Below are 25,715 nucleotides of genomic sequence, written 5' to 3'. Positions count from 1 at the left end.
AAAGTCAATGCGCGATCTTCTCCTTCTAGGCATCGAGACCACCTGCGACGAGACGGCCGCCGCCGTGGTGCGCCGCCGCGCCGACGGTTCGGGGACCATTCTCTCCAACATCGTGCTGTCGCAGACCGCCGATCACGCGCCCTATGGCGGCGTGGTGCCGGAGATCGCCTCCCGCGCTCACGTGGAAGTGCTCGACCGGGTGATCGAGCGGGCGCTGCGCTCCTCCGGCGTCAAGCTGGTGGAGATGGACGCCATCGCCGCCGCCGCCGGGCCGGGGCTGATCGGCGGCGTCATCGTCGGGCTCACCACCGCCAAGGCGATCGCGCTCGCCGCGAGGAAGCCGCTGGTGGCGGTCAATCATCTGGAAGCCCATGCGCTGACCGCGCGGCTGACCGATGCCGTGCCCTTCCCCTTCCTGCTGCTGCTGGTCTCGGGCGGGCACACCCAGCTCGTCGCCGTCACCGGGGTGGGCGAGTATCACAAGCTCGGCGGCACCATGGACGACGCCATCGGCGAGGCCTTCGACAAGACCGCCAAGATGCTCGGCCTGCCCTATCCCGGCGGGCCGGCGGTGGAACGGGCGGCGCTGCGCGGGGATGCCTCGCGCTTTGCCCTGCCGCGCCCGCTGCACGGCAAGCCGGTGCCGGATTTCTCGCTGTCCGGCCTGAAGACGGCGGTGCGGCTGGAAGCCCTCAGGATCGCTCCGCTCACCGATCAGGACGTGAACGACCTGTGCGCCTCCTTCCAGGGGGCCATCGTCGACATCCTCGCCGACCGGGTGCGCTGCGCGCTGCGGGTGATGCGCGAGCGCGGCATGAAGCCGAGCGCGCTGGTGTTGGCCGGGGGCGTCGGCGCCAATCAGGCGGTCCGCCGGGTGCTGCACAAGGTCGCCGCCGATGGCGGCACCCGCCTCGCCGTGCCGCCGCCGGAGCTGTGCACCGACAATGGCGCGATGATCGCCTGGGCCGGCGCCGAACGCTTCGCTCTGGGCCTCACCGACGACCTCGCCGTCTCCCCCCGCGCCCGCTGGCCGCTGGAGGAGGTGACCGGGGTGGAGATGGCCGACTGATGCCGCAGCGTTTCGCCCGCATCGGCGTGGCCGGGGCCGGCGCCTGGGGCACCGCGCTCGCCAACGCCGCCGCCCGCGCCGGCCGCGAGGTGGTGCTGTGGAGCCGCGACGGCGCGGCGATCGCCGCGATGGAGGCGAGCCGCGTCAACCGCGCCCATCTGCCGGGCGTCGAACTGGCCTCGTCGGTCTCATTGTCCACCTCACTGCACTCACTGTCCACCTGCGACGCTGTACTTCTGGTTGTACCGGCGCAGGCCAGCCGCGAGGTCGCCCACGCGCTGGCCGCCGAGCTGCCGCCGGGCACGCCGCTGGTCACCTGCGCCAAGGGAATCGAGCGCGGCACCTCGCTGTTCATGACGCAGGTGCTGCGTGAGGCCTGCCCGCAGGCACTGCCCGCCATCCTCTCCGGGCCGAGCTTCGCGAGCGACGTGGCGGCCGGCCTGCCGACGGCGGTAACGCTGGCCGCGCAACAGGTTAGCACCGCCGAGGCACTCGCCACCGCGCTCGGTTCGCCCTCCTTCCGGCTCTATCACAGCGACGATGTACGCGGCGTCGAGATCGGCGGCGCGGCCAAGAACGTGCTGGCCATCGCCGCCGGCATCGTCGGCGGGCGCGGCCTCGGCGCCAGCGCGGCGGCCGCGCTGATCGCGCGGGGCTTTGCCGAGCTGATGCGCTTCGGCCGGGCCTATGGCGCGCGGGCCGAGACGCTGACCGGGCTGTCCGGCCTCGGCGACCTCATCCTGACCTGCTCGACCACCCAGTCGCGCAATTACGCACTTGGCGTAAGCCTAGGAAAAGACGACGGTTTTCACCCCGCGGGCAAGCTCGCCGAGGGTGCCCTGACCGCCAGCGTGCTGGTCGCCATGGCCGATGCAAAGGGCGTCGACATGCCGATCGCCCGCGCCGTGGAAGCAGTGCTCGCCGGCCGCGTCGGCGTCGAGGAAGCGATCGGGTCACTGCTGACCCGCCCCCAGAAAGCGGAAGCGTGAGATGGCGCACTGGCTCTACAAATCCGAACCCTTCAAATGGTCCTGGGACCAGCAGGTCGCCGCCGGCGCCGCCGGCACCCATTGGGACGGCGTGCGTAACCATCTGGCAAAGCAGCAGCTTCTGGCGATGAAGCTCGGCGATCGCGGCTTCTTCTACCACTCCAATGAGGGCAAGGAGATCGTCGGCATCGTCGAGGTCATCAAGGAAGCGTATCCGGACCCGTCCGACCCCTCCGGCAAATTCGTCATGGTGGACCTCAAAGCCATCGAACCGTTGAAGAATCCGGTTTCCCTCGCCGCCATCAAGACCGAGCCCCGCCTCGCCGAGATGGCGCTGATGCGCTTCTCCCGCCTCTCCGTGCAGCCCGTCACCGACCGCGAATGGGACATCGTGCTGGAGATGGCGGGCCACAAGGCGTGAGCGGCGGGGGCATCGCCGACGCAAGCGCCTTCATCCGCGCGGAAACGCGCCTGCTGCCGGTGCCGCTGGTGCCGGAAATCTCGCTCCACCTCGCCGCCGAGTCGCTGCCGATCTGGCAGCGCACGGAGGAGGAACTTGGCGCCATCGGCCTGCCGCCCCCCTTCTGGGCCTTCGCCTGGGCCGGCGGGCAGGCGCTGGCGCGCCATGTCCTTGATAATCCAGGGATTGTTCAGGGCCGCCGGGTACTGGATTTCGCTGCCGGCTCGGGGCTGGTCGGCATCGCCGCGCTGAAGGCCGGCGCCGCCCATGTCGAGGCCGCCGACATTGACGGCTTCGCGCAGGCGGCGATTGCCCTCAATGCCGCCGCCAACGCCGCCGCCGCCCTCACCGTGCTGGATCAGGACATCATCGGCACGCCGGGCCGCTGGGATGTCGTGCTGGCCGGCGACATCGCCTATGAGCGCGACCTCGCCGCCCGCGTCTTCGCCTGGCTGGAGGCGCTGGCGGCGGGCGGGGCGGATGTGTGGATCGGCGATCCCGGCCGCTCCTATCTGCCGCGCGAGAGGCTGGAAAAGGTTGCGGAATATGGCGTTGCCGTCAGCCGCGACCTTGAGGACAGCGAGATCAAGCAGACCAGTGTCTGGCGCCCGCGCACGGTAAACAGACCGGATAGCGGCGCTCTCTAGGATATTTACATACCGACCAAAGTTGCGCCGCCGCTGGCTTGTCGCGTCCGGGGCGCGTCCCCATAATTCGCGGGAAAGCAAGAGCGGCGCCGAGCGCCAGCCGAAGGGGAGACAACGCCAATGTCCGACAAGATTTACGACGTCCCCGCGCAATGGGCCGAGCGCGCCTATCTCGACGAACACGGCTACAAGGCCAAGTACGAGGCCTCGGTGCGCGATCCCGACGGCTTCTGGGGCGAGGAAGGCAAGCGGATCGACTGGTTCACGCCCTACACCAAGGTCAAGAACACCTCCTATGCGCCCGGCGCGGTGTCGATCAAATGGTTCGAGGACGGCGTCACCAACATCGCCCATAACTGCATCGACCGGCATCTGGCGACGCGCGGCGATCAGGTCGCCATCATCTGGGAAGGCGACGACCCCTCGCAATCACGCCACATCACCTACCGCGAGCTGCATGACGAGGTATGCCGCTTCGCCAATGTGCTGCGCAACCGCAGCGTGCAGAAAGGCGACCGCGTCACCATCTACATGCCAATGATCCCCGAAGCCGCCTTCGCCATGCTGGCCTGCGCCCGGCTCGGCGCGGTGCACTCCGTGGTGTTCGGCGGCTTCTCGCCGGACAGCCTGGCAAGCCGCATCCGCGATTGCGATTCCAAGATGATCATCACCGCCGATGAAGGCCTGCGCGGCGGCCGCAAGGTGCCGCTGAAGGCCAATGTCGATGCCGCCATCGCCAAGCTCGGCGATTTCGAGGTGGATCACGTCGTGGTGGTCAAGCGTACCGGCGGCACGGTGAACATGAAACCTGGCCGCGATGTCTGGTATCATGAGGCCGCCGATCTCGTGACCAGCGAGTGCCCCGCTGTGCCGGTGAACGCGGAAGACCCGCTGTTCATCCTCTACACCTCTGGCTCGACCGGCAGCCCGAAGGGCGTGCTGCACACCACCGGCGGCTATCTCGTCTACGCCTCGATGACCCACCAATACGTGTTCGATTACCACGAGGGCGACATCTACTGGTGCACCGCCGATGTCGGCTGGGTCACCGGCCACAGCTACATCGTGTATGGGCCGCTGGCGAATGGCGCGACCACGCTGATGTTCGAGGGCGTGCCGAACTACCCGACCAATTCCCGCTTCTGGGAGGTGATCGACAAGCACAAGGTCAGCATCTTCTACACCGCCCCCACCGCCATCCGCGCGCTGATGCAGTCGGGCGACGGCCCGGTCACCAAGACCTCCCGCGCCAGCCTGCGCCTGCTCGGCTCGGTCGGCGAGCCGATCAACCCGGAAGCGTGGGAATGGTATTACCGCGTGGTCGGCGAGGAGCGTTGCCCGGTGGTGGACACCTGGTGGCAGACCGAGACCGGCGGCATCCTCATCACCCCGCTGCCCGGCGCCACGCGCCTCAAGCCCGGCTCGGCGACGACGCCGTTCTTCGGCATCGTGCCGCAGATCGTCGATGCCGAGGGCAAGGTTCTGGAAGGCCCCTGCGAGGGCAATCTGGTCATCGCCGATAGCTGGCCCGGGCAGATGCGCACGGTCTATGGCGACCATGAACGCTTCATGCAGACCTACTTCTCCACCTACCCCAACAAGTACTTCACCGGCGACGGCTGCCGGCGCGACGCCGACGGCTATTACTGGATCACCGGCCGCGTCGACGACGTGATCAACGTCTCCGGCCACCGCATGGGCACGGCCGAGGTCGAAAGCGCCCTCGTCGCCCATCCGAAGGTGTCGGAAGCCGCCGTGGTCGGCTACCCGCACGATATCAAGGGCCAGGGCATCTATGCCTATGTGACGCTGATGGCCGGCATCGAGCCGACCGAGGAACTGCGCAAGGAACTGGTCGGCTGGGTGCGTCAGGAAATCGGGCCGATCGCCTCGCCCGACCTCATCCAGTTCGCCCCCGGCCTGCCCAAGACCCGCTCCGGCAAGATCATGCGCCGAATCCTGCGCAAGATCGCCGAGGACGAGTTCGCCAATCTCGGCGACACCTCGACGCTGGCCGATCCCGGCGTAGTGGACGACCTGATCTCGCACCGCCAGAACAAGAAGCACGCGGCGGCATAATGGTTTGACGGCCGAGGACGGGACGCCGGCGCGTCCCGTCCATGCCGAAATGACACAGACTCGCTTTCTGTTGCGGCATCTCCCGTCTGGAGACCGTCGCGCAAGCCGCCTCGGCTAAACTCTCCCCTCTATTAAAGGGAGCGTCGTCGCCGTGCCTCGATGTGATGGCTGCCAGAGCGAACCTCTCAGCTTCGGCTTCACCATGGCCTTTCAGCCGATCGTCAATCTGGTCACCGGGAAGATCTGGGGCCATGAGGCGCTCGTGCGCGGCCCAGCGGGGGAGAGTGCCGCCGAGGTGCTCGCCCAGGTGACGGACGCCAACCGCTATCGTTTCGACCAGGAGTGCCGGATCAAGGCGGTCGAACTGGCCGGCCGGCTGTTCCCGGATGACGGGTCGTTCCTGTCGGTGAACTTCCAGCCCAATGCCGTCTATCGCGCGGAAACCTGCATCCGCACCACGCTTCAGGCCTGCCGCCGCTTCGATTTCGACCCGCGCCGGCTGGTGTTCGAATTTACCGAGAACGAGCCGATTATCGATGTGGCGCATCTGGAAGAGATCATCCGCGTCTATCGCGGCATCGGCTTCACCCTCGCCATCGACGATTTCGGTGCCGGCTATGCCGGGCTGAACCTGCTCGCCGAACTCAGCCCCGACATCGTCAAGATCGACATGAAGCTGATCCGCGGCATCGAGGCCGCGCCACGCCAGCAGGCGATCCTGCGGGCCGTGGTCGGGCTTGCCCGCGAGCTGGACATCACCCTCGTCGCCGAAGGGGTGGAAACCCTCGCCGAACTGCGGGCCATCCGCGCCTTCGGCATCCCGCTCGCGCAGGGCTATCTGTTCGCGCGCCCGGCGCTGGAAGCCCTGCCCGTGGTAAACTGGCCGGAAGGTGAGAAGCCGGCGGCGGAGTGACCGCCGGCCGCTCGGTCACCCGCGCACCAGATCGCCGATCAGGCTTGCCGCCACCGAGAGCTTGGAGACGGTGAGGCCCGAGCCGGCGATCTCGTAGACGCCGTTTCGCGCCCGCTCCACCACCTCGCCGCGCGCGGCCGCCCAGGCCGCGACACCCGCCGCCCCCGCCCCGTGCTCGGTGATGACCTCGCCGGTGAGCCGCCGCACGGCGATCTCGAAGGCGGCGAGCGCCCGCTCCAGCGCCAGCCGGTCGTAATAATCCGGCACGGAAAGCGCCTGCGCCGGGCCGAGAATGCGGTCCAGCCGGAAATGCAGGCCGACGGCGAAGAAGGTCGTCGCCACATCGCTGATCGCCGCCCCGGTGCGGTCGGCGATCATCACGATGTCGGTCGAGCTTTCGATCGCCGGCAGCCGGGCGATGCGGCGCGCCAGCGCCTCCGGCACACCGGCCTGCGTCCACTCGGCAATGCGCGCATCATGCCGCGCCCGCGTCTCCTCCGGCAGCAGATCGCGCACCACGCTGCCGAGCACCTCCTTCACCGGGACGATACCGGCGGAGTAATGCGAGACCAGTTCGTCGAGGCTCTGGCGCAGATCGACATTGCGCAGGAACCACACGGTGCGGTCGAGCAGCATGTCCTTGACCGCCGCATAGAGCGCAAGCTGCACCGCGCCCGGCACCGTGCCGTCCAGCGCGTCGATGTTGCTCTCCAGCGCCGCGAGACCGAAGCTGTCGCGCGTCGCCGCATAGGCCTTGGCGATGGAGCCGATATCCGCGCCGGTCTCGTCGGTGAGCCGCGCCACGAAGGCCGGGCCGCCGTGATTGATCATGGCATTGCACAGGCGCGTGGCGATGATGTCGCGCCGCAGCCGGTGCCCCTCGATCCCCTCGGCGAAGCGCGCGTTGAGTTCCGGCGGGAAATAGGAGGTCAGTTCGCGGGCGAGATACGGATCATCCGGCACGTCGGTGTCGAGCAGGTCGGAATGGGCGGTGAGCTTGGCATAGGCCAGCAGCACCGCGAGTTCCGGCCGGGTCAGCCCCTCGCCGCGCCCGCGACGCTCGTTCAGCTCGGCATCGCCCGGCAGATATTCGACCGCGCGGTCGAGCAGAGCACGCGCCTCAAGCTGCTGCATCAGCCGCTGGTGGAAGCCGAGTTCATCCAGCGCCCGCCGCTCGGCCAGCGAAAGGGCCAGCGTCTGGAGATAGTTGTTGCGCAGCACCAGCGTCGCCACCTCGTCGGTCATCGAGGCGAGCAGTGTCTTGCGGCTGTCCGCCGCCAGCTGCCCCTCGCGCACCGCCGGCACCAGCGCGATCTTGATGTTGACCTCGACATCGGAGGTGTTCACGCCCGCCGAATTGTCGATGGCGTCGGTGTTGAGGCGCACGCCGCGCCGGGCCGCCTCGATGCGCGCGCGCTGGGTCACGCCGAGATTGGCGCCCTCGCCCACCACTTTGGCGCGCACCTCGGCGCCGGTGATGCGGATGGCGTCGTTGGCCCGGTCGCCGGCCTGCGCGTCGGTCTCGGTGGTGGCGCGCAGATAGGTGCCGATGCCGCCGAACCAGAGCAGGTCGACCGGCGCGCGCAGGATCGCGCTCATCACCTCGGCGGGCGAGGCCGAACTCTTGTCGAAGCCGAGCGCCTCGCGCACCGCCGGGCTCAGCGCAATGCTCTTGGCGCTGCGCGGGAACACCCCGCCCCCGGCGGAGATCAGCGACTTGTCATAGTCCTGCCAGGAGGAGCGCGGCAGGGCGAACAGCCGCTGGCGTTCCTTCAGCGAGACGGCGGGATCGGGGGTTGGGTCGAGGAAGATGTCGCGATGGTCGAAGGCGGCGACCAGCTTGATGGTGTTCTCCAGCAACATGCCATTGCCGAACACGTCGCCCGACATGTCGCCGACACCCGCCACGGTGAAGGGTGTGACCCGGATATCGACATCCATCTCGCGGAAATGCCGGCGCACCGCCTCCCACGCGCCGCGCGCGGTGATGCCCATCGCCTTGTGGTCATAGCCGACCGAGCCGCCCGAGGCGAAGGCGTCGCCCAGCCAGAAGCCGCGCGCCTGCGAGATCGCGTTGGCGGTGTCGGAGAAGGTCGCGGTGCCCTTGTCGGCGGCGACCACGAGATAGGGGTCGTCCTCGTCATGGCGCGCGGTGAGCGCCGGATGGACGATCTCCGTCCCCTCGATATTGTCCGTCACCTCCAGCAGGCTGGTGACGAACAGCTTGTAGGCTTCCGTGCCTTCCGCCTGAATGGCGTCGCGCGGGCCGCTCGGCAATTGCTTGGGCACGAAGCCGCCCTTGGCGCCGACCGGCACGATGACCGCGTTCTTCACCTGCTGCGCCTTGACGAGGCCGAGCACCTCGGTGCGGAAATCCTGCGGCCGGTCGGACCAGCGCAGGCCACCACGCGCCACCCGGCCGAAGCGCAGATGAATGCCTTCCACGCGCGGGGAGTGCACGAAGATCTCGAACAGCGGGCGCGGCAGCGGCAGGCCGTCCACCTCACGGCTGCGGAACTTGATGGCGATGGTCGGGCGCGGCCCGCCATCCTCGGCTGTCTGGAAGAAATTGGTGCGCACCGCCGCCTCGATCAGATTGGTGAAATGCCGTAGGATGCGGTCTTCGTCGAGGCTCTGCACATCGGCCAGCGCCGCCTCGATCTCCTCGCGGATCGCCGCCTCGCGCGCGGCGCGGTCGTCCGGCGCCACCGGCTCGAAGCGGGCATGGAACAGCGCCACCAGCCGGTCGACCAGGGCGGGATGGGCGTTCAGCGTCGCCCAGAGATAATCCTGGCTGAACGGCAGGCCGATCTGGCGGAGATAGCGCGCCAGCGTGCGCAGCAGCGCGATGTCGCGCCAGCCGAGCCGGGCGTTGAGCGCCAGCGCGTTGAAGCCGTCGCTCTCCGCCTGACCGCGCAGCACCGCCATCAGCGTGGCGTGCAGCCGGCTCTCCAGCGATTCCAGCTCGATCCCGCCGCCGCCACGCCGGCCCAGCACCATGTCGTGCAGATAGACCGGCTCGCGGCCTTCCGGCGCGATGGTGAAGGTGCGCTCGTCGACGACGATGAAGCCCATCGCCTCCAGCAGCGGCACCCGCTCGGAGAGCAGGCGCGGCACGCCATGGCTGAACACCTTGAGCGCGATCCGCTCGCGTCCCTGCGTCGCCGCCGGGCGGTGAAATTCGACGGCGACCGGATTGGCCTCGCCCAGCCGCTCGATCAGCCGGAGGTCGCCCAGCGCCTCCTCGGGCTCGTAGCCGCTCTGGTAGCCGGCGGGGAACGCATCGCCATAGCGCCGCGCCAGCAGAGCCGCCTGGGCGGGCGAGAAGACGAGGCCGAGCGCCGCGGCAAAGGCGTCCTCCCAGGTGCGGATGACCTCTTCCACGCCCTCTTCCAGCTCGGCCCGGCCGGGCTCGCGCGTGGCGCCGCCGGTCAGCTCGATGATGAAATGGACGCGGGTGAGCGGCCCTTCCAGGAACAGCGGCCGGAAGGCCGCCACCTGTCCGCCGAACGAGGTCTCCAGCAGATCGCTGATCCGCTCGCGTACCTCCGAGCCGTAGCGGTCGCGCGGCACGAAGACCAGCACCGAGACGAAGCGGCTGAAGCGGTCGCGCCAGGCCAGGACGCGCACGCGCGGATGCTCGTCCAGTTGCAGCACGGTGATCGAGAAATGATAGAGCGCCTCCGGCTCCATCTGGAACAGGTCGTCGCGCGGGAAGGATTCAAGCACCTTCACCAGCGCCCGGCCGGAATGGCTGTCGGGCACGAAGCCGGCGCGCAGCAGCACCGCCGCCGCCTTGCGCCGCAGCAGCGGAATGGCGCGGACCGAACCGGTATAGACGGTGTTGGTGAACAGGCCGGCAAGGGCCAGCCCGCCGACCACGCGGCCTTCCGCGTCGTAGCGTTTGATCACCACCACGTCGATCCAGGCCCGACGGTGCACGACGGAAAGGGTCCGCGACTTGGTGATGATGAGCGGCGTCGGCTCCGACAGGACGTCGGAGAGGTCCGCGCTCACCGCGCGCGGATCGCTGGCCCGGCGAAACAGCCGGAATTCCTCGTCGGCCAGCACGCCGAGCGCGTCGGTCATGCGGCGATCAAAGCTCGCCAGCGTCACCCCGGAGCCGGTGGCGCCCGGCCGCGCATCGTAATGGCGGCAGCCGAGGAAGGTGAAATTGCCGGCCAGCAGCCAGTCGAGAAAGGCGCTCGCCTCCTCCACTTCCTCGCGCGGGACGGTGTCGGGCGCATTGGCGAGATCGGCCAGCGCCGCGCGGACCTGCTCGGTCATCGCCTTCCAGTCGCGCACGGCGGCGCGCACGCGCGCCAGCACCTGTGCCAGATCCTCGGCCAGGGCGGCGCGCTCGCCCTCATTCTCGATGCGCGGCACATGGATATGGATCAGGCTCTCGCGCCGCACACGCGGCCCGGCCGGCGCGTCGGTGCCGGTCACGCCTTCCAGCACGCCAGCGGCGTTACGCTCGACGGCGAGCAGGGGGTGGACCACCAGCGAGGCGGTGAGGCCGCGCGCATTCAGCGCCGCCATCACCGAATCGAGCAGGAACGGCATGTCGTCATTGACGATCTCGACCACGGTCACCTTGGCGAGCCGTTCGCCCGCGCCCGCGGGCAGATCGACGCGAATATCGGCCGTGCCGGGGCTGCGCCGGGCGAGGTGGGCATGGGCGTGCTGGGCCAGCGCCGCCAGCTCATGGGCGGTGTAGAGGCGCACATCCTCCGCCACCGACCGCCCGAACAGCCGGCTGGCGAACAGCGGCGGAATGTCGCCGTCGCGCGCCTGCAGGATGAGGTCGGCCTGTTCGACCAGCTGGCGGGCCGCGCGCTCGTCCTCGGTCGACAGAAAACCTTCCACGCCCATGTCATTCCTCCCATTGCCGCCGCGTGCCGCGCATGGAGCGGCCGCCGCCTTTCTCGCATCCTATACCTGTCGCGACGGTGACGGCACCGCCCCGCAAATGTTGCGCTGCGGCCACACTCCGATACGGCTCGCAACATTCTTGACATGTATCAAATGCCCGTGAGCGCGCCCGTTCCAGGAATAGTCATCGACCGGACACGGGGCCGGGCTGGGAATTCAAGGGGATCGCGCATGTTCAAGCGCCGTAACACCATCAACACGCTCGCCGCGCTTGCCGCGCTGTTCGCCACCACCGCCTCCGTCGCGGTGCTCGGTTCGGCTCATGCGGCCGATCTCGGCGCGACGCCGGCGCCGGTCTTCAAGGCTCCGGCCCCGGTGGAGGAATTCAATCCGTGGATGATCCGCGTGCGCGTGCTCGCCGTGATGCCCGAGGATGGCGGTTCGGTGAACGGCGTGCCGGGCTCGGATCTCAGCTATTCCGACTCGGTGGTGCCGGAACTCGACATCACCTACTTCTTCACCAAGAACTGGGCCGCCGAGCTCATCCTCGGCGTGACGCCGCACGACATTGACGGCGCCGGCTCGCTTTCCGGCCTCGGCAAGATCGGCGAAGTGTGGCTGCTGCCGCCGACCCTGACCCTGCAGTACCACTTCACCGATTTCGGCGCGTTCAAGCCCTATGTCGGCGCCGGCATCAACTACACCTTCTTCTTCGATCAGCAGGCCGACGCCGCCGATTCGCTCGATGTGAAGGACACCTGGGGTTGGGCCCTGCAGGTCGGCTTCGACTACATGCTGGACGAGCATTGGGGCATCAACGTCGACCTCAAGAAGCTGTTCCTGCAGCCCGATTTCGACGTCACCGTGGCCGGCACGGCCCTCACCGGCACCGCCGATCTCAACCCGTGGATCCTCGGCGTGGGCGTGACCTACAAGTTCTGAGCGTTGCGCTCATGACAGGCGAAAGGCCGGCGCAAGCCGGCCTTTTTCGTTGATGGCCATGTCGTTGTTGGCGGTACGTCGCGGGACGTGCCGCATCGGCGGAGCCAGCGGCTCACCCCATCAACGCCTTCACCCGCACGAAGGTCCAGGCGATGCGCGGCGCCTCATGGGCCCGCCCGGCGATCACCAGTTGCTCGGTGCGGCGCGGCCCGCCGCCGGCGGCGAAGACGATGCTCTCCTCGATCGCCACCGCGCAGTCCGGCGCGGTGAAGGCCCAGTCGTCGCCGCCGGGCAGCTTGAGGATCACCGTATGCCCGTCCGCCGCCCGCGAGGGCTGCACCAGCGGGTGCAGATGGAAGCGCAGCGCATAGGCGTCGCGTGCCCCGGCCGGCAACTCCTCGCCCTCGGCGGGGCGGAACAGGTCCTCGCCATCGAGCCGCATGCCGTCCGGCGAGAGCCGCCAGGACCGCTGGTGAACGATGCCGAAGCGCCGCACATAGCCGTCATGGCTGGCCCGCAGCACCTCCGCGCCGCTGCGCTCCATCCGGTCGACATGCAGCTCGGCCGGCCCGTCGATTACCGGCGTGCCGCAGATGCGCCGCAGCGGGCCAGCCGTGACGAATCGGCAGGAGGAGGTCTCCTCCAGCACGGCGGCGGAATGGGCAGCGGTCTGGCGGGCAATGGTGCGCCACTCGTCCCGCCCGGTGGCCGGCATGCCGCAATTGATGACGATGCGGTTGCGCCCGGCCGACATCTCGAAGGCGAGACAGCCGGCATGGGCCTCGTGGCTGAGCGGCAGCGGCGGCGGGGCGCCGGTGTCGGCAATAACGATGGTGCCCGCCGCCTCCATGCGCTGATAGCCGGAATAGGGCGCGTTGGAGAGCGGGCGCCCGCGCGCATCATCATAGGCGAGCACGGTAGCGAGCCAGTCCGCCGGGGTCGGCCCCATGCCGTTGAACAAGGCGAAGGCGCCGTCGCCATGGCGGAAGAAGCGCAGCATCGGCATCATCCGGTCGATAGCGTTGAGCAGCGCCGGCGGCGGCGGCAGATGGCGGGCACCGTAGCATTGGCGCAGCGGCAGAAGGTCGAGCAGCCATTCGATCAGCAGGCCGGGATTGCGCGTCGCCGGCCCGCCATCGGCGAGCACCAGCCGCTCCAGTTCCTCGGTCAGGCGGCGCTGCGCGCTGCGCATCAGCTTGGGCTGGTCGGCCATGCACAGGCCGGCAAAGGCCAACGCGATGACGCAGGCAAGCCGGGGGCGCCCGTCACGGGCCTGCGCGCTCGCGCCCTTCACATAGCGCACCTGCGCGGTGAGGCTGCGGATGAAGCGGCGGTGAAAGGCGGCGTCGGCGTCCTGCAGGATCAGCGGCGCCTGCGTCAGCCAGCTGATCACCCGCCGCGCGGCGACTTCCGGCGCGGCGGCGGCCGGCAGGCGGTGGCAGCCGAGCGAAATCCAGTCGCCGACCAGCGCGCGGGCATTGGCGCGGGCGATCGGCGTGGCGGCGGCCTGCATGTGGCGCAGCCAGCCGAAACCCATCAGCTCCTCCGCCCATTCGCGCGAGGGCGGCTCGATCTCGAAGGGCGAGAGCCCGTCGGTCAGCACCGCCTTGCCGGCGAAGGCGAAGCGGCCGGAATAGAATTCGGCGGCGCGGGTCGGGTCGCCGGTGCGCAGATCATGGGGTGCGAGCAACAGCCGCGAGGGCACCGGCACGGAACGCGAGCGCCAGGGATACCAGCGTTGGGTCAACGCCCAGGCCCGCATCCGCCGCCACGCTGATTCGGCGACGAACTGTCCCAGCCGCGCGCGGTCCGCGTAGTGGTCGCGGGCCATCAGCGCATTGTTCCCTGCAAATGGTTCAAGAGCAGCCTGTCCCCCCTCGGCGATGCGGTTCGGATGCCGGTTATGATGCCCGGTTTCCGGTGCAGATGGGCCATGGGCCCTCCGTGCGACAGACTACCTGACCCACCGGGCAGGTCCAACCGATGCCCTCAGGCAGCCGAAGCCTCAGGCGGGGCGGCGGCGCAGCCGGGCGGCGAAGAACCCGTCGAGCCCCGCCTGGCGCGGATCCTCGTGCGGCAGATGGGTCGGCAGCGTGCGCACCTCGCCCGCCGCATTGATCCACTCGGCCGCGATACCCGCCTCGCCCGGCTCGACCGGCACGCGCTCGAAATCATTCCGCGCGGCGAGCAGCACCTCGATCTGCCGCTCGCCCTCCTCGGGCTCCAGCGAGCAGGTGGAATAGACCAGCAGCCCGCCCGGCTTCACCAGCCCCGCCGCATTGGCGAGGATGCGGGCCTGTAACGCGCCGAGGCTGGCAATGTCGCCCGGCGCCTTCGACCAGGCGACATCGGGATGGCGGCGAATGGTGCCGGTGGCCGAGCAGGGCGCGTCGATCAGCACCCCATCGAACTCCCCGCCGGAGGTATCTCCTTGCCAACTCGCCGCATCGGCCTCGACCACGTCGGCGGTGAGCCCCAGCCGGTCGAGATTCTCGGTGAGCCGCTTCAGCCGCGGGGCGGCGCGGTCGACCGCCACCACGTGCGCGCCGGTGGCGGCGAGCTGCGCAGTCTTGCCGCCCGGCGCGGCGCACAGATCGGCCACGCGCTGGCCCGGCTCAGCGTTCAGCAGGCGGGCCGGCAGGGAGGCGGCGGCGTCCTGCACCCACCAGGCTCCTTCCGCGAAGCCCGGCAGCGCGATGATATTGCCTGCGTCGACAAGGCGGATCGTGCCGGTCGGCAGCAGCGTGCCGCCCAGCTTTTCCGCCCAGCCGGCGGCATCCGTGCGCACGGTCAGATCGAGGCCCGCCTCCTGCGCCAGGGCGCGCGAGATCGCCAGCGCACCCGGCGCGCCATAGGCCGAGGTCCAGCCCTCCATCAGCCAGAGCGGGTGGTCCGGCACATCCGGCAGCGCCGCCTTGCCCTCGCGGGCGATGCGCCGCAGCACAGCGTTCACCAGCCCCTTGAAGCCGGCGGTGGCGGCGCTCTCGCCGGCCAGGTCGACGCCGGTCGACACCGCCGCATGGTCGGGCACATCCATGAACAGAAGCTGCGCCGCGCTGATCAGCAGGATCGTCTCCACCCGCCCCGCCTTGTCTGGCAGGCCGCGCTCCAGCATGTCGCGCACCATGGCGCCGAGCGTGCCGAGCCGGCGCAGCGTGGTGGCGGCGATCATGCGGGCCAGCGCGCGGTCGCGCTCGTCGAGGTCGCGGGTCAGGCGCTCCAGCGCCTCTTCCAGCGGGCGCCCCTTTTCCAGCACGGCATCGACCGCATCGGCCGCCGCGCGGCGCACGGCAAGGCCGGGAGCGTTGCTCACCGGCGGCGAGCCTGCGTTTCCGGGACGGGCGGGGCGGCGGGGGGTGCGGGGTGCATCTTTCATGGTCAAGCCACTAGGCCGGAGCGGGCGCGAACGCAACCGCGCCGGCCTCCTGTGGGGTCACAGGCGGGCGAACCAAACCGCTTTCGCGCGACTTGTAACGGACGGGCCGTTCTTCTCGCATCGCGGCCCTTGTCGAAGCGCGCGAGATTGGGTCCTATCGGGCCTCATCGACCGCCTCCCCGCAGCGTTGGATTAGCGTTGGATTCATGGCCCATCTGATACTCGTCGCCGATATCGGCGGAACCTCGTCCCGGCTGGCCCTTGTCGGCACCGACGGCATCCCGACCGACATCCAGATTCACCGCAATGATTCGTTCTCGGGCTTCGAGCCGATGATCGAGGCGGATCTGGCGAGCCGCGATCCCGCGGTGGCCGCCGCCATTGGCGGAGCGGTGCTGGCAGTGGCGGGGCCGGCGGACGCTGAATATGTCAAGCTGACCAATCGCGACTGGGGCTTTTCCAAGCGCGCTATCCGCCGGCATTTCGGCTGGCAGAAATTTGCCGCGGTCAATGATTTCGAGGCACTGGCGCATGGCGTCATGGCGCTCGGGCCGGGCGATCTGATCCCGGTCGGCCATGGCGTGGCCGAGCCCAAGGGCCCGGTGCTGATCTGCGGGCCGGGCACCGGCTTCGGCGTCGCCGGCCTGATCCAGGAGACCCGCCTGCCCACCGTCATCACCGGCGAGGGCGGACGCGCCCGGCTCGGCGCCAGCAATGCCGAGGAAGCCCGGTTGATCGCCCATCTGGTGCGCGAGCTCGGCCCGGTGGTGGTGGAGCACGCGCTCTCCGGCTCCGGTCTCGCCCGCATCCACCGCATCTTCACCGGCGAGGCGATCGCACCCGAGGCGGTGATCGCCGCCGCCGGGCATGGCGACGAGGGCGCGGTCGCCAGCTGCCACCTGTTCCTGCGCCTGTTCGGCCGCATCGCCGGCGATCTCGCGCTCATCTTCAACGCGCGCGGCGGCGTGTTTCTGGCCGGCGGCGTCTCGGCGGGGCTGGCCCCGTTCTTCGCCGGCTCGCCGTTCCGCGAGGCCTTCGAGGAGCATCCCCCGCATGAGGCGCGACTCGCCGGCATGGCGGTGAACATCATCGTCCACCCCACCCCCGGCCTGATCGGCTGCGGCCAGCTCGGCGCCCGGATGGCGCGCGCGCTGAAACCGACCCTCCACCTCGTCTAGAGCTTTTTGTTCCGACGCATTTTCTTCACGCGAAGCGGAATCCACTTCGCTCGAAAATGCTCTAGCCGTTGCGGGGCGTGAACGCCGCCGCATCGGCGGCCTGTTCCAGCGCGGCGGGGTCCATCCCCGCCCGCTCCAGCGTCGCCCGCATGTGCGGGGGCAGCGGCGCGCGCACGTCGATCGGCTCGCGCCCCTTCTTCTGCGGCAGCACGACGCGGCGTGAATGCAGATGCAGGATCGGCCCGCCCGGCAAGCGCGAGGCGCCGCCATAGATGGAATCGCCGAGGATCGGGTGGCCGATGGCGTCGAGATGCACGCGCAATTGATGCGTGCGCCCGGTGAGCGGGGAGAGCGCCAGCACCGCGAAGCCCTCGCCCGCCGCCAGCATCCGCCATTCGCTGATCGCCTCCTGCCCCTTCGGGTCGACCGCCATCCACCAGCCGCGCGTCGGCGAGCGTTTGGCAAGCTTCAGTTCGATCCGCCCGCCCGGCTCACCCGGCACGCCGCGCACCACCGCCATATAGGTCTTGCCCACCGTGCCGTCGGCGAAGGCCTTGCCGAGATCGGCCAGCGCCTTGCGGTGGCGCCCGAGCACGAGGCAGCCGGACGTGTCCTTGTCGAGCCGGTGGGCGAGCTCGGGCGGGTTCGGCAGACCGAAGCTGAGCGCGCCGAGGTGATCGGCCAGCGTCTCCCCGCCCTTCGGCCCCTTGTGCACGGCCAGCCCCGCCGGCTTGTCGATGACCAGCATCATCGCGTCCCGGTGCAGCACGCAGGCGGCGATGTCGAAAGGCGCGGGGTTTTCCGTGAGGCTCATCGCGCCGTCACACCACAAAGCGGCCCGCGCGTCGAGAGGCGCGCGGGGCGACTTCTTAACGAAGAGTAAACAAAGCACGGCGCGCGGGTTGCGTATGACCAACCCTGAAATCATACTCAAGCACCGCCGAGCGGCTAGGGGGCAGCCATGAACGGGACGTGGAGCGTCGGGCGTGCACGTGTCGATCTGACCTTCCGGCCTCGTAGACGAGGTGTTCCTGCTGTTCTTCTCTGTGCCGGGCTCCTGCTGGTGCCGATGACCGATGCCCGCGCCGGTGACGTCGGCGCCGCGCTCGCCGGCGGCGCGGTGGGTTTTGCGCTGGGGGTGATGACCGGCAACGCCATGGCGCGCAATCCCGGTCAGCCCGCCAACCGCCGCCCCAAGCAGCCGAAGCCGGCGCCGGTCGTCGTCGACCAGACCACGATCAACATCCAGACCGCCTTGAAATTTTTCACCTTTTACAATGGCGCCGTGGACGGGAAGAACGGCCCGGGCACGCGGCGCGCCGTAGCCGCCTTCCAGAAGACGCTGGACGTCGAGCCGACGGGCACGCTGACGCAGGTCCAATACGACGTGCTGATGCAGGCCTATACCGAGACCAAGGCCAAAGGGACGGCCGGTCCAGGCGGAAACGTGCCGCGCAGCGACCCCGGCGTCGACCAGCTCTTCGCCGCTATCTCGCGCACGCCGGATGACGGCACTCCCGCTCATGCGGCAGCCGGGCCCGCGGCGGCATTCCCCGCCACGGCGACGCCGGCTGACCTGCCGCCCGCGGTCGCGCCGCCGTCGGCCGGGACGTCGGCGGCGGGCGCTGCCACGCCATCCCCCACGCCCATGCTGGCCGCGCTCACCTCCGCCGATGCCACGGCCGAGACGCCCGACCTCGCCTATAACGAGGTCTGCATCGGCCGCCGCGCCGTGAAAAAGGCCGGCACGCCGGAGAGCGAAGCGGCGCTGCGGGCCCATTTCTGCCGCAGCTTCGCAATCGCGACGGAGGCCGGCAATGCCGCCATCGAGACGGCCGGCGACGTGAATGTGGAACTGCTGCTGACCCAATGCGGCAAGGTCCGCGACGCCGTGGCCGGCATGGCCGGCGATTTCGCCGAAGCCGACCCGGCCGCCACCATCGACGATCTTGGTAGCCGCTACGCGGCGCTGTCGGAAACAGTGAAGGCCAAGGCGATGCAGGACTTCCTGGCCTGCACCGGCGTTGGTCTCAACGAACGCGACGCCGGCATCGTCAATGCCGCCGCCTTGGCGCTGGCCGCCCTTGGTCGCCCGGCCTATGGCGAGTTCATCGCGGCCTCTCTCGCCCTTGGCCTGGGCGAGCCGCGCGATGTGGAGGCGGCCGAGCAGTGGTACCGCTATCTGGCCAGCCGCGCCGCCGATCAGCCGGCGGCTCCTCCCCCGGCGCCCCTGCCGGATCTGGTCGCCGCGTCCCCCGACGCGGCGAGCATCGATACCTCAACGCCAGCCGCCTCGCCCCGAACCGCGGCGGGGCCAGCCGATGAGCCCCGCGACGCGCCGGTGGCTCTGGCGATGACCGTGGCGGACATCGCCGCTTTCGCCGGCATCGCCGATGCGCTGGGTCGCCCCGACCGGGTGCAGGTCGCCGCCGCGACGGAGGCCACGCTGATCCCGCAGCTCGACATGCCGCCAGCGTCCGAGCCCGTCATCGCGTCTCCCGCGCCCGCCATCGCCGAGAAACCTACAATGCGGGTGGAGGCCGAGGTCGCCGCGCTTGCCGCCGGCACCCCGGCAACCGCCACCCCGCTGCGCAAGGCGCTCAGCAATGCCGAGATCGCCAGCCTCATCAAGGATTCCATCGTCGCCGTCTATGATCCCGCAAGCGACAGTTGGGGCACCGGCTTCCTGATGGGGCCCAGCTACATCCTGACCAACGCCCATGTCGTGATGGGCGCCAAGCGTCTGGTAATCGCCAGCCGGCGCTATGGCGTGCGTGCCGCCAATGTTGTCGGCATCGGGATGACCGACAAGGGCGTTGGCATCGATGCCGCCGTACTCGAAACGGTGAACTGGACGGCCGACCGGCATCTGTCCTTCAACCCGATGGTGCGCGAGGGCGAGCCGGTGGCGATTGGCGGCTTCCCCGGCCGCGCCTCGCAAGTCGACCGCTCCTCCGAACGCTTCTTCGAGATCATTAGCCAGAACCGCATTCCGGGCATGGACGACATTCCGGCGCCGAAATTTGATTTCGGCCATGTCCAGTCCGTCTTCGTCGACAGCAGGACCGGCCTGCGCAACATTCAGGAAGGGCTGGAAACCTCCGGCGGCAATTCCGGCTCGCCCGTCACCAATGCCTGTGGCGACGTCGTCGGCCTCCATTATGCGGGCTCGCAGGCCGTGCTGAAGGTCGCGGGCGGGCGGGCGAGCGGCGACACCTCGAAATTCAATTACGCCATCGCATCGGATGAGGTCCTGAAGTTCCTCAACTCGATCAACATCCGTCATTCCGCCGCGCCCGCTCCCTGCGGCGGTTAGCCAACACGCCTCTCGCGACGGATGAAGAAGGCGAACCCGATCGGATGTCGGCGACATCCGATCGGAACGCGGCCCTAGCTGCGCCGCAGTTCTTCGCGCACATCGAGCGTGGAGCGCACGCCGATATCGTCGAAATGGCGTTCCAGAAACGCCTCCGCCGCCTCGCGGCCGATATCCCGGAGATAGACGAGGAATTCCCATTCCGCGTTCATCTTGGTGGAGGCGTCGAGCGCGACCAGCTTCTCCGCGCCGTCGATGCGGTGCAGGCGCAGGTCGCGATAGCCGTCAATGCCGTCGCCCTTCTTCTTCAGGCTGCCATGTTCGAGCAGGCGGGTGACGAATTCGGCGGCGCGCAGCTGGGCCAGCAGCGAGGCGTTGAAGGTGATTTCGTTCATCCGGTTGCTGATGTCGCGGGCCGTCTTCGGCGTCTCGCGGCGGATGATCGGGTTGATCTGGACCAAGAGAATGTCGTCGGTCTTCACCGCATTGTAGAAGGGGTAGAGCGCCGGATTGCCCATATAGCCGCCGTCCCAATAGGGCACGCCGTCGATCTCGACCGCCTGGAACATGAAGGGCAGGCAGGCCGAGGCCATGATCGCCTGCGGCGTCAATTCGTGGCGGGCGAAGACGCGGGCCTTGCCGGTGTGCACATTGGTGGCGCTGATGAACACATGGACATGGCGGCAGGATTGCAGCTCCACGAAGTCCACATGCCGCTCGATCAGCTCCATCAGCGGGTTGATGTTGAGCGGGTTGAAATCATAGGGCGAGAGGAACCGACTCATCATGTCGAAGGCGATGTAGCTGGGATTGGCGTTGAGCGACCAATTGCCCATCAGCCGGTCGAGCAGGGTGCGCTGCAGCGGGCTGGTGCGCCCGTCCTTGGAAACGTCGCGCCAATAGGCTTCGAGCGCCCGGCGCCCACCCTCATTGCCGCCCTTGGCGAGCCCGGTCGCCAGCACGGCCGCGTTCATCGCCCCGGCGCTGGTGCCGGAAATGCCCTCGACGGCGATGCGCTCATCCTCCAGCAGCCGGTCGAGCACGCCCCAGGTGAAGGCGCCATGCGCGCCGCCACCCTGAAGGGCGAGGTTCAGCGGCTTGGGCAGGGTCGCCGCCGGCTTGGCCCGGTGATGGGCGGGCGCCTCGCCCTCCCGCTTCACCTCGGCCGGGCCCGACGGCGTCGCCAGCGCCCCGGCGACCGCCTCGGCGGTCTCGGCCTTAGTGGGCTTGGACTCGGAAGGCTTGGACTCGGAAGGCTTGGACTCGCCGGTCGCGGCCTCCGTGGACTTGGGAACGACCGTCTTGCTCGCGGGCGTCTTGCCGGTTGCCTTGGGAGCCGGAGCGGCGGCCGTGTCAGGGGCACTCTTCCGGGCGCGGCCCGTGGACGATCCCTTGGCGGCCGCCCTCGCCGGTTTCTCGGCAGGCGCGTCAACAGCGGCGGGCGCGGCCGTTACCGGCTCCGCCTTGACCGGCGCCGTGCCCCGCTTGGCCGCCGCGCGGCGCGCGGGAGCCGGCTTGGGTGCGGGCGAGCCGGCCTTGGCAGTGTCATCCGCCGGTGCGGCCTCGACCACCGGGGCGGCCTGCACCGCCAGCGTAGCCTCGACAGGCCCGCTCTTGCGGGCAGTGGGGGCGCGGCGTGCCCGCGCGGGCTTGTTGTCCTCGGCCACGCCGTCTCCCTTGTCGCTCACGCGCCTGTCGTTCACCCGTCCGTCGGTCACTCAGCCACCCAGCCGCCGTCGATCTGCTGCAGCGAGCCGGTGATCGAGCGCCCCGCATCCGAGGCGAGGAACACGGCGAGCGCCGCCACTTCCTCGACGGTGACGAATTCCTTGGTCGGCTGCGCGGCCAGCAGCACGTCGTGCTTCACCTGCTCCTCGGTCATGCCGCGCGCCTTGGCGGTGTCGGGAATCTGCTTCTCGACCAGCGGCGTCCACACATAGCCGGGGCAGATGGCGTTGACGGTGATGCCGAAGGTCGCCGTCTCCAGCGCCACGGTCTTGGTCAGGCCGGCAATGCCGTGCTTGGCCGAGACATAGGCAGATTTGAAGGGCGAGGCGACCAGCGCATGGGCCGAGGCGGTGTTGATGATGCGGCCCCATTTGCGCGCCTTCATGCCCGGCACGGCAGCCTTGATGGCGTGAAAGGCGGCCGACAGGTTCAGCGCGATGATGAGGTCCCACTTGTCGTCCGGGAATTCCTCGATCGGGGCGACATGCTGCACGCCGGCATTGTTGACCAGGATGTCGCAGGAGCCGAGCGTGTCCTCGGCGAATTTCACCAGCGCCGCGCATTCGGCCGCCTTGGTGAGGTCCGCGCCGGAATAGATCGCCTTCACCCCGAACTCGCTCTCGATCCCCGCGCGCTCCTTCTCGATCGCCGCCGCGTCGCCGAAGCCGTTGAGCGTGACATTCACGCCCTCGGCGGCGAGGCCACGGGCAATGGCGAGGCCGATGCCGCTGGTCGAGCCGGTGATGACGGCGTTCTTACCCTTCAAGGCCATAGTCGGTTCCCCATTCACTGACAGACGGGCGGCTTGGCGCCGCCCGCCGAACTGTAGACGACGGACATGACGTCTCGTCGGCCTCTCTTTCGGGCCATGTTGCGCCGCGAAATCGCCGGGCGCAACCGGGCGCCCTCACGGCTTGAGACAGACCGCGACCACCTGCTTGACCGGGTGAAGGCACTCCACAACGGTCTTGCCGCCATCCTCGGCGAATGAGGCGATGTGCTGGAAGCCGCGCTGCGCGTTGAGACAATAGCCGCCGATCACGCTCTCGCCGGTCTCGCAGCTCGCCACGCAGCCCGCCGCCGGGCAGTCGGCCGCGCGCATCGCGATCTGCGCCGAGCCGGGCGCGCCGGCAGGACCCGCCGGACCTGCGGGACCCGCCGCGCCCGCGACACCGGCAGGGCCGGCAGGACCGGCCGCACCCGCGGGACCGGCCGGCCCGGCGGGACCGGCCACACCCGGCGCACCCGCCTCGCCCTTGGCACCGGCAGGGCCCGCCGGCCCGGCCGGCCCGGTCGGGCCCTCGAAACAGGCGGCCAGAGGCAGCGCCAGCGCCGCCACCAGAATGAGTTTGAACACGCGCATGTAACCCCCGATGAATGAACCCCGACGCGCCTATCCTGCCCCTGCGTTATGAGGGTCTCAAGGTGCGGCAGCGGTATTTTATTCCTGCAAGCCCGGTTCCGGCGCCGCACATTCCTGCCGCGCCATGGCTGGCGCCCCGCAGATGCCGGCCGGCCATGACAGCCGCACGACAGAGCGCGGTAACCGGGCGCCGATCCAAGGCTCATCCCGGAGGTTTGGACGGAGCGCTCGGCACGGCTGGCGACGCGGCTGGAGGCTTGGCAGGAGGCATCGCGAGCGCCCCGTGCCGCCCGTGGCGCCGCTGCCGCATCGCGACTATATTGCCGCTATGACACTTCCCCCTCCCCCCGCCGGTGCGCCGCCGCACGACCATGCCCACTCCCCGGCGCATCCGCATGGCCACGGCCCGTCGAGCGGCCAGCCGCGCGCGGAGGACCATGACCATGCCGCCTGCGTGGCGGGGGCGCTCGCCCGGTTCGAGGAGCATTGCGCGCAGAGCGGGGCGCGCCTCACCCCGCTGCGGCGCCGGGTGCTGGAAGGGCTGGCCGACAGCCATGCCCCGCTCGGCGCCTATGATCTGGTGGAGCGGCTCGGCGCCTCCGGCGACAAGCCCGCGCCGATGTCGGTCTATCGCGCGCTGGATTTTCTGGTGGCGGAGGGCCTCGCCCACCGCATCGAGAGCCGCAACGCCTATATCGCCTGCGGCCACGCCCACGGCGCCGACGATGTCATCATCTTCCTGATCTGCGAGAGCTGCGGGCTGACCTCCGAGGTGTCCTCGCACGCCATCGGCCGCGACCTCGCCTGGGCGACGCGGGCCGCCGGCTTCACCCCGCACACGCCGGTGCTGGAAATCGCCGGCACCTGCGCGCGCTGCCGCGATGCCGCGCGCGAGGCCGGGCCCGCCGGCGTCGACGCGCCCCTCCCCCCGGCGTGATCGCGCGCCGTGTTGACGGGCTCGCCGCACCGGCTTAACCCGATCATCGGCGAGGCACCGGCGCCCGGACCGGCCACCCGCGTTGAAGCGAGAGCGAAGCGATGACCGACACGATGGCCGATTCCCTGGCCTCCCCGTTGGCCGCCATCGTCGCGCCGGATCTGGAGGCCGCCGGCCCCGCACCGCGCCGCCGCACCGTGGCGGTAAAGGTCGGGTCGATCACGGTGGGCGGCGGCGCCCCGGTGGTCGTCCAGTCCATGACCAATACCGACACCGCCGACGCCGAGGGCACCGCCCGGCAGATCGCCGCGCTCGCCCGCGCCGGCTCGGAAATCGTGCGCATCACGGTGGATCGCGAGGAAGCGGCGATGGCCGTGCCGGCGATCAAGGAACGCCTGCTGAAAATGGGGCTCGACACCCCGATCGTCGGCGACTTCCACTATAATGGCCATCTGCTGCTGACCAAGTACCCGGACTGCGCGGCCGCGCTCGACAAATACCGCATCAATCCCGGCAATGTCGGCTTCGGGCAGAAACGCGACCGGCATTTCGCGACCATCGTCGAACAGGCGATCAAGCACGACAAGCCGGTGCGCATCGGCGCCAATTGGGGCTCGCTGGACGACGACCTGCTGACCGCGCTGATGGATGCCAACGCCAAACTCCCCCGCCCGGCGGAAGCCCGCGCCGTGACGCGCGAAGCACTGGTGCGCTCGGCCCTGCTCTCGGCCGCGCTGGCCGAGGATATCGGCCTGCCCAAGAACAAGATCATCCTCTCCGCCAAGGTCTCGGCGGTGCAGGATCTCATCACCGTCTATGCAGAGCTCGCCCGCCGCGCCGACTACGCGCTGCATCTGGGTCTGACCGAGGCGGGGATGGGCTCGAAGGGCATCGTCGCCTCCGCCGCCTCGATGGGCGTGCTGCTGCAGCAGGGTATCGGCGACACGATCCGCGTCTCGCTCACTCCCGAGCCCGGCGGCGACCGCACCCGTGAGGTGACGGTGGCGCAGGAAATGCTCCAAACCATGGGGCTGCGCACCTTCGTGCCGCTGGTCGCCGCCTGTCCGGGCTGCGGGCGCACCACCTCCACCACCTTCCAGGAACTCGCCTTCGAGGTGCAGGACTTCATCCGCACCTCCATGCCCGGCTGGAAGGCCCGCTATCCCGGCGTCGAGACGCTGAACGTCGCGGTGATGGGCTGCATCGTCAACGGGCCGGGCGAGAGCAAGCACGCCGATATCGGCATCTCGCTGCCCGGCACCGGCGAATTCCCCACCGCCCCGGTCTATCTCGACGGCAAGAAGGCCATGACCCTGCGCGGCCCCAGCCTGCGCGAGGACTTCAAGAAGATCGTCGAGGACTATGTCGAGCGCCGTTTCGGCGTCGGTGGACGCCCCACCCCCACCGAGGGCGTCGACGCGGCGGAGTGAGCGGCGCCCCCCCCCTCCTTCGAGGCTCGCTGCGCCCATACCTAACAATGACGGCGACCCATCTCTGCACACCGTCATGGCCGTCCCCGGACTTGATCCGGGGATCAACCCGGCCATCCACGTCTTCTCCCGATGCGCCCGAACCCAAGTCTTGGGATCCCCGGGTCAAGCCCGGGGATGACGGCGTTCTGGGGGGCGGGGCGCGATCCCGGCTCGGCCTTCGGCCGTCCGGGATGACGAGCAAATCGCAGGCGGATGAGACTATAGGAATATTTCCCTAGACACAGTCCCCGAACTGCGCCATCCTACCCGCACCTGTCCTCACCGAGGGGTGCGTCCGGAGCGGCCGGCGTGGGGGATGGGGGCGGTGGCGGCGTCGGCGGGCTTAACGCACCCGGTGGCGTCGCGGCCCA

The 25,715-nt window shown here is 69.5% G+C and carries 18 protein-coding genes; 11 read left to right on the top strand and 7 right to left on the bottom strand.

Annotated features, from left to right (window positions below; translation table 11 throughout):
• The first annotated feature begins 7 nt into the window (after positions 1–7).
• From tsaD to KIP89_RS13870, 6 genes are all read left to right on the top strand, one after another.
• On the top strand, positions 8–1,069 hold the full coding sequence (tsaD, locus tag KIP89_RS13895; protein ID WP_213756056.1) for a tRNA (adenosine(37)-N6)-threonylcarbamoyltransferase complex transferase subunit TsaD: 1,062 nt from the start codon (positions 8–10) through the stop codon (positions 1,067–1,069).
• On the top strand, positions 1,069–2,058 hold the full coding sequence (locus KIP89_RS13890; protein ID WP_213756054.1) for an NAD(P)H-dependent glycerol-3-phosphate dehydrogenase: 990 nt from the start codon (positions 1,069–1,071) through the stop codon (positions 2,056–2,058). Before tsaD ends, KIP89_RS13890 begins: the two co-directional genes overlap by 1 nt.
• Before the next feature lies 1 nt (position 2,059).
• Entirely contained in the window at positions 2,060–2,479 is a 420-nt protein-coding gene (locus tag KIP89_RS13885) for an EVE domain-containing protein (RefSeq protein WP_213756053.1), read from the top strand.
• Positions 2,440–3,165, top strand: coding sequence for a class I SAM-dependent methyltransferase (locus KIP89_RS13880; protein WP_213756050.1), 726 nt, complete (start codon positions 2,440–2,442; stop codon positions 3,163–3,165). The genes KIP89_RS13885 and KIP89_RS13880 overlap by 40 nt, the downstream gene beginning before the upstream one ends.
• Before the next feature lie 120 nt (positions 3,166–3,285).
• Positions 3,286–5,244: an acetate--CoA ligase gene (gene acs / locus KIP89_RS13875; RefSeq protein ID WP_213756049.1), complete on the top strand. Its 1,959-nt coding sequence runs from the start codon at positions 3,286–3,288 to the stop codon at positions 5,242–5,244.
• Positions 5,245–5,446: 202 nt separating this feature from the next.
• The gene (locus tag KIP89_RS13870; RefSeq protein ID WP_213756310.1) at positions 5,447–6,157 is read left to right on the top strand and encodes an EAL domain-containing protein; all 711 of its coding nucleotides are present in this window, start codon (positions 5,447–5,449) and stop codon (positions 6,155–6,157) included.
• A 15-nt stretch (positions 6,158–6,172) separates the two neighbouring features.
• On the opposite strand, the gene KIP89_RS13865 is transcribed toward KIP89_RS13870, so the two are convergent.
• Positions 6,173–11,032 (bottom strand): NAD-glutamate dehydrogenase, encoded by a 4,860-nt coding sequence (locus tag KIP89_RS13865; protein ID WP_213756048.1) that lies wholly within the window; start codon positions 11,030–11,032, stop codon positions 6,173–6,175.
• A gap of 231 nt (positions 11,033–11,263) precedes the next feature.
• Between KIP89_RS13865 and KIP89_RS13860 the strand changes: the two genes are divergently transcribed.
• Complete coding sequence (locus KIP89_RS13860) at positions 11,264–11,974, top strand: OmpW/AlkL family protein (RefSeq protein ID WP_213756047.1); 711 nt, start codon at positions 11,264–11,266, stop codon at positions 11,972–11,974.
• Between the two features lie 112 nt (positions 11,975–12,086).
• Here KIP89_RS13860 and KIP89_RS13855 read toward each other — a convergent pair whose 3' ends face one another.
• Complete coding sequence (locus tag KIP89_RS13855; protein WP_213756046.1) at positions 12,087–13,805, bottom strand: heparinase II/III family protein; 1,719 nt, start codon at positions 13,803–13,805, stop codon at positions 12,087–12,089.
• A gap of 174 nt (positions 13,806–13,979) precedes the next feature.
• Positions 13,980–15,350 (bottom strand): 16S rRNA (cytosine(967)-C(5))-methyltransferase RsmB, encoded by a 1,371-nt coding sequence (gene rsmB / locus KIP89_RS13850; protein WP_213756045.1) that lies wholly within the window; start codon positions 15,348–15,350, stop codon positions 13,980–13,982.
• 206 nt (positions 15,351–15,556) lie between these two features.
• Between rsmB and KIP89_RS13845 the strand changes: the two genes are divergently transcribed.
• A complete protein-coding gene (locus tag KIP89_RS13845) occupies positions 15,557–16,528 on the top strand; it encodes a glucokinase (protein WP_213756044.1) in 972 nt (323 codons plus the stop codon).
• A gap of 61 nt (positions 16,529–16,589) precedes the next feature.
• Here KIP89_RS13845 and KIP89_RS13840 read toward each other — a convergent pair whose 3' ends face one another.
• Complete coding sequence (locus tag KIP89_RS13840) at positions 16,590–17,342, bottom strand: RluA family pseudouridine synthase (RefSeq protein WP_213756043.1); 753 nt, start codon at positions 17,340–17,342, stop codon at positions 16,590–16,592.
• A gap of 255 nt (positions 17,343–17,597) precedes the next feature.
• Here KIP89_RS13840 and KIP89_RS13835 point away from each other — a divergent pair, with 255 nt between their 5' ends.
• Positions 17,598–19,844, top strand: a complete 2,247-nt coding sequence (locus tag KIP89_RS13835; protein WP_213756042.1) for a serine protease — start codon at positions 17,598–17,600, stop codon at positions 19,842–19,844.
• 74 nt (positions 19,845–19,918) lie between these two features.
• Here the strand turns inward: KIP89_RS13835 and KIP89_RS20165 are convergent, their stop codons facing one another.
• The 3 genes from KIP89_RS20165 to KIP89_RS13820 all read right to left on the bottom strand — a co-directional run bounded on the left by KIP89_RS20165 (position 19,919) and on the right by KIP89_RS13820 (position 22,935).
• The gene (locus KIP89_RS20165; RefSeq protein ID WP_369807158.1) at positions 19,919–21,532 is read right to left on the bottom strand and encodes a patatin-like phospholipase family protein; all 1,614 of its coding nucleotides are present in this window, start codon (positions 21,530–21,532) and stop codon (positions 19,919–19,921) included.
• A gap of 26 nt (positions 21,533–21,558) precedes the next feature.
• Positions 21,559–22,344 (bottom strand): 3-hydroxybutyrate dehydrogenase, encoded by a 786-nt coding sequence (locus KIP89_RS13825; protein ID WP_213756041.1) that lies wholly within the window; start codon positions 22,342–22,344, stop codon positions 21,559–21,561.
• Positions 22,345–22,479: 135 nt separating this feature from the next.
• Positions 22,480–22,935, bottom strand: a complete 456-nt coding sequence (locus KIP89_RS13820; RefSeq protein ID WP_213756040.1) for a hypothetical protein — start codon at positions 22,933–22,935, stop codon at positions 22,480–22,482.
• A 328-nt stretch (positions 22,936–23,263) separates the two neighbouring features.
• Here KIP89_RS13820 and KIP89_RS13815 point away from each other — a divergent pair, with 328 nt between their 5' ends.
• Entirely contained in the window at positions 23,264–23,872 is a 609-nt protein-coding gene (locus tag KIP89_RS13815) for a Fur family transcriptional regulator (RefSeq protein ID WP_213756039.1), read from the top strand.
• Between the two features lie 113 nt (positions 23,873–23,985).
• The gene (gene ispG / locus KIP89_RS13810) at positions 23,986–25,302 is read left to right on the top strand and encodes a flavodoxin-dependent (E)-4-hydroxy-3-methylbut-2-enyl-diphosphate synthase (RefSeq protein WP_213756306.1); all 1,317 of its coding nucleotides are present in this window, start codon (positions 23,986–23,988) and stop codon (positions 25,300–25,302) included.
• Positions 25,303–25,715: the final 413 nt, after the last annotated feature.

Origin of the sequence: Ancylobacter radicis (assembly GCF_018449475.1) — a bacterium.
Taxonomy (GTDB): domain Bacteria; phylum Pseudomonadota; class Alphaproteobacteria; order Rhizobiales; family Xanthobacteraceae; genus Ancylobacter; species Ancylobacter radicis.
This window is presented reverse-complemented; position numbering and strand designations above follow the sequence as displayed.

Coding starts and splice junctions, on each gene's coding strand:
- KIP89_RS13820 (WP_213756040.1), bottom strand. CDS start 22,935: ATGCGCGTGTTCAAACTCATTCTGGTGGCGGCGCTGGCGCTGCCTCTG.
- KIP89_RS13860 (WP_213756047.1), top strand. CDS start 11,264: ATGTTCAAGCGCCGTAACACCATCAACACGCTCGCCGCGCTTGCCGCG.
- KIP89_RS13885 (WP_213756053.1), top strand. CDS start 2,060: ATGGCGCACTGGCTCTACAAATCCGAACCCTTCAAATGGTCCTGGGAC.
- KIP89_RS13815 (WP_213756039.1), top strand. CDS start 23,264: ATGACACTTCCCCCTCCCCCCGCCGGTGCGCCGCCGCACGACCATGCC.
- KIP89_RS13880 (WP_213756050.1), top strand. CDS start 2,440: ATGGGACATCGTGCTGGAGATGGCGGGCCACAAGGCGTGAGCGGCGGG.
- KIP89_RS13865 (WP_213756048.1), bottom strand. CDS start 11,032: ATGGGCGTGGAAGGTTTTCTGTCGACCGAGGACGAGCGCGCGGCCCGC.
- KIP89_RS13840 (WP_213756043.1), bottom strand. CDS start 17,342: ATGAGCCTCACGGAAAACCCCGCGCCTTTCGACATCGCCGCCTGCGTG.
- KIP89_RS13855 (WP_213756046.1), bottom strand. CDS start 13,805: ATGGCCCGCGACCACTACGCGGACCGCGCGCGGCTGGGACAGTTCGTC.
- KIP89_RS13870 (WP_213756310.1), top strand. CDS start 5,447: ATGGCCTTTCAGCCGATCGTCAATCTGGTCACCGGGAAGATCTGGGGC.
- KIP89_RS13845 (WP_213756044.1), top strand. CDS start 15,557: ATGGCCCATCTGATACTCGTCGCCGATATCGGCGGAACCTCGTCCCGG.
- tsaD (WP_213756056.1), top strand. CDS start 8: ATGCGCGATCTTCTCCTTCTAGGCATCGAGACCACCTGCGACGAGACG.
- acs (WP_213756049.1), top strand. CDS start 3,286: ATGTCCGACAAGATTTACGACGTCCCCGCGCAATGGGCCGAGCGCGCC.
- KIP89_RS13890 (WP_213756054.1), top strand. CDS start 1,069: ATGCCGCAGCGTTTCGCCCGCATCGGCGTGGCCGGGGCCGGCGCCTGG.
- ispG (WP_213756306.1), top strand. CDS start 23,986: ATGGCCGATTCCCTGGCCTCCCCGTTGGCCGCCATCGTCGCGCCGGAT.
- KIP89_RS13835 (WP_213756042.1), top strand. CDS start 17,598: ATGACCGATGCCCGCGCCGGTGACGTCGGCGCCGCGCTCGCCGGCGGC.
- rsmB (WP_213756045.1), bottom strand. CDS start 15,350: ATGAAAGATGCACCCCGCACCCCCCGCCGCCCCGCCCGTCCCGGAAAC.
- KIP89_RS13825 (WP_213756041.1), bottom strand. CDS start 22,344: ATGGCCTTGAAGGGTAAGAACGCCGTCATCACCGGCTCGACCAGCGGC.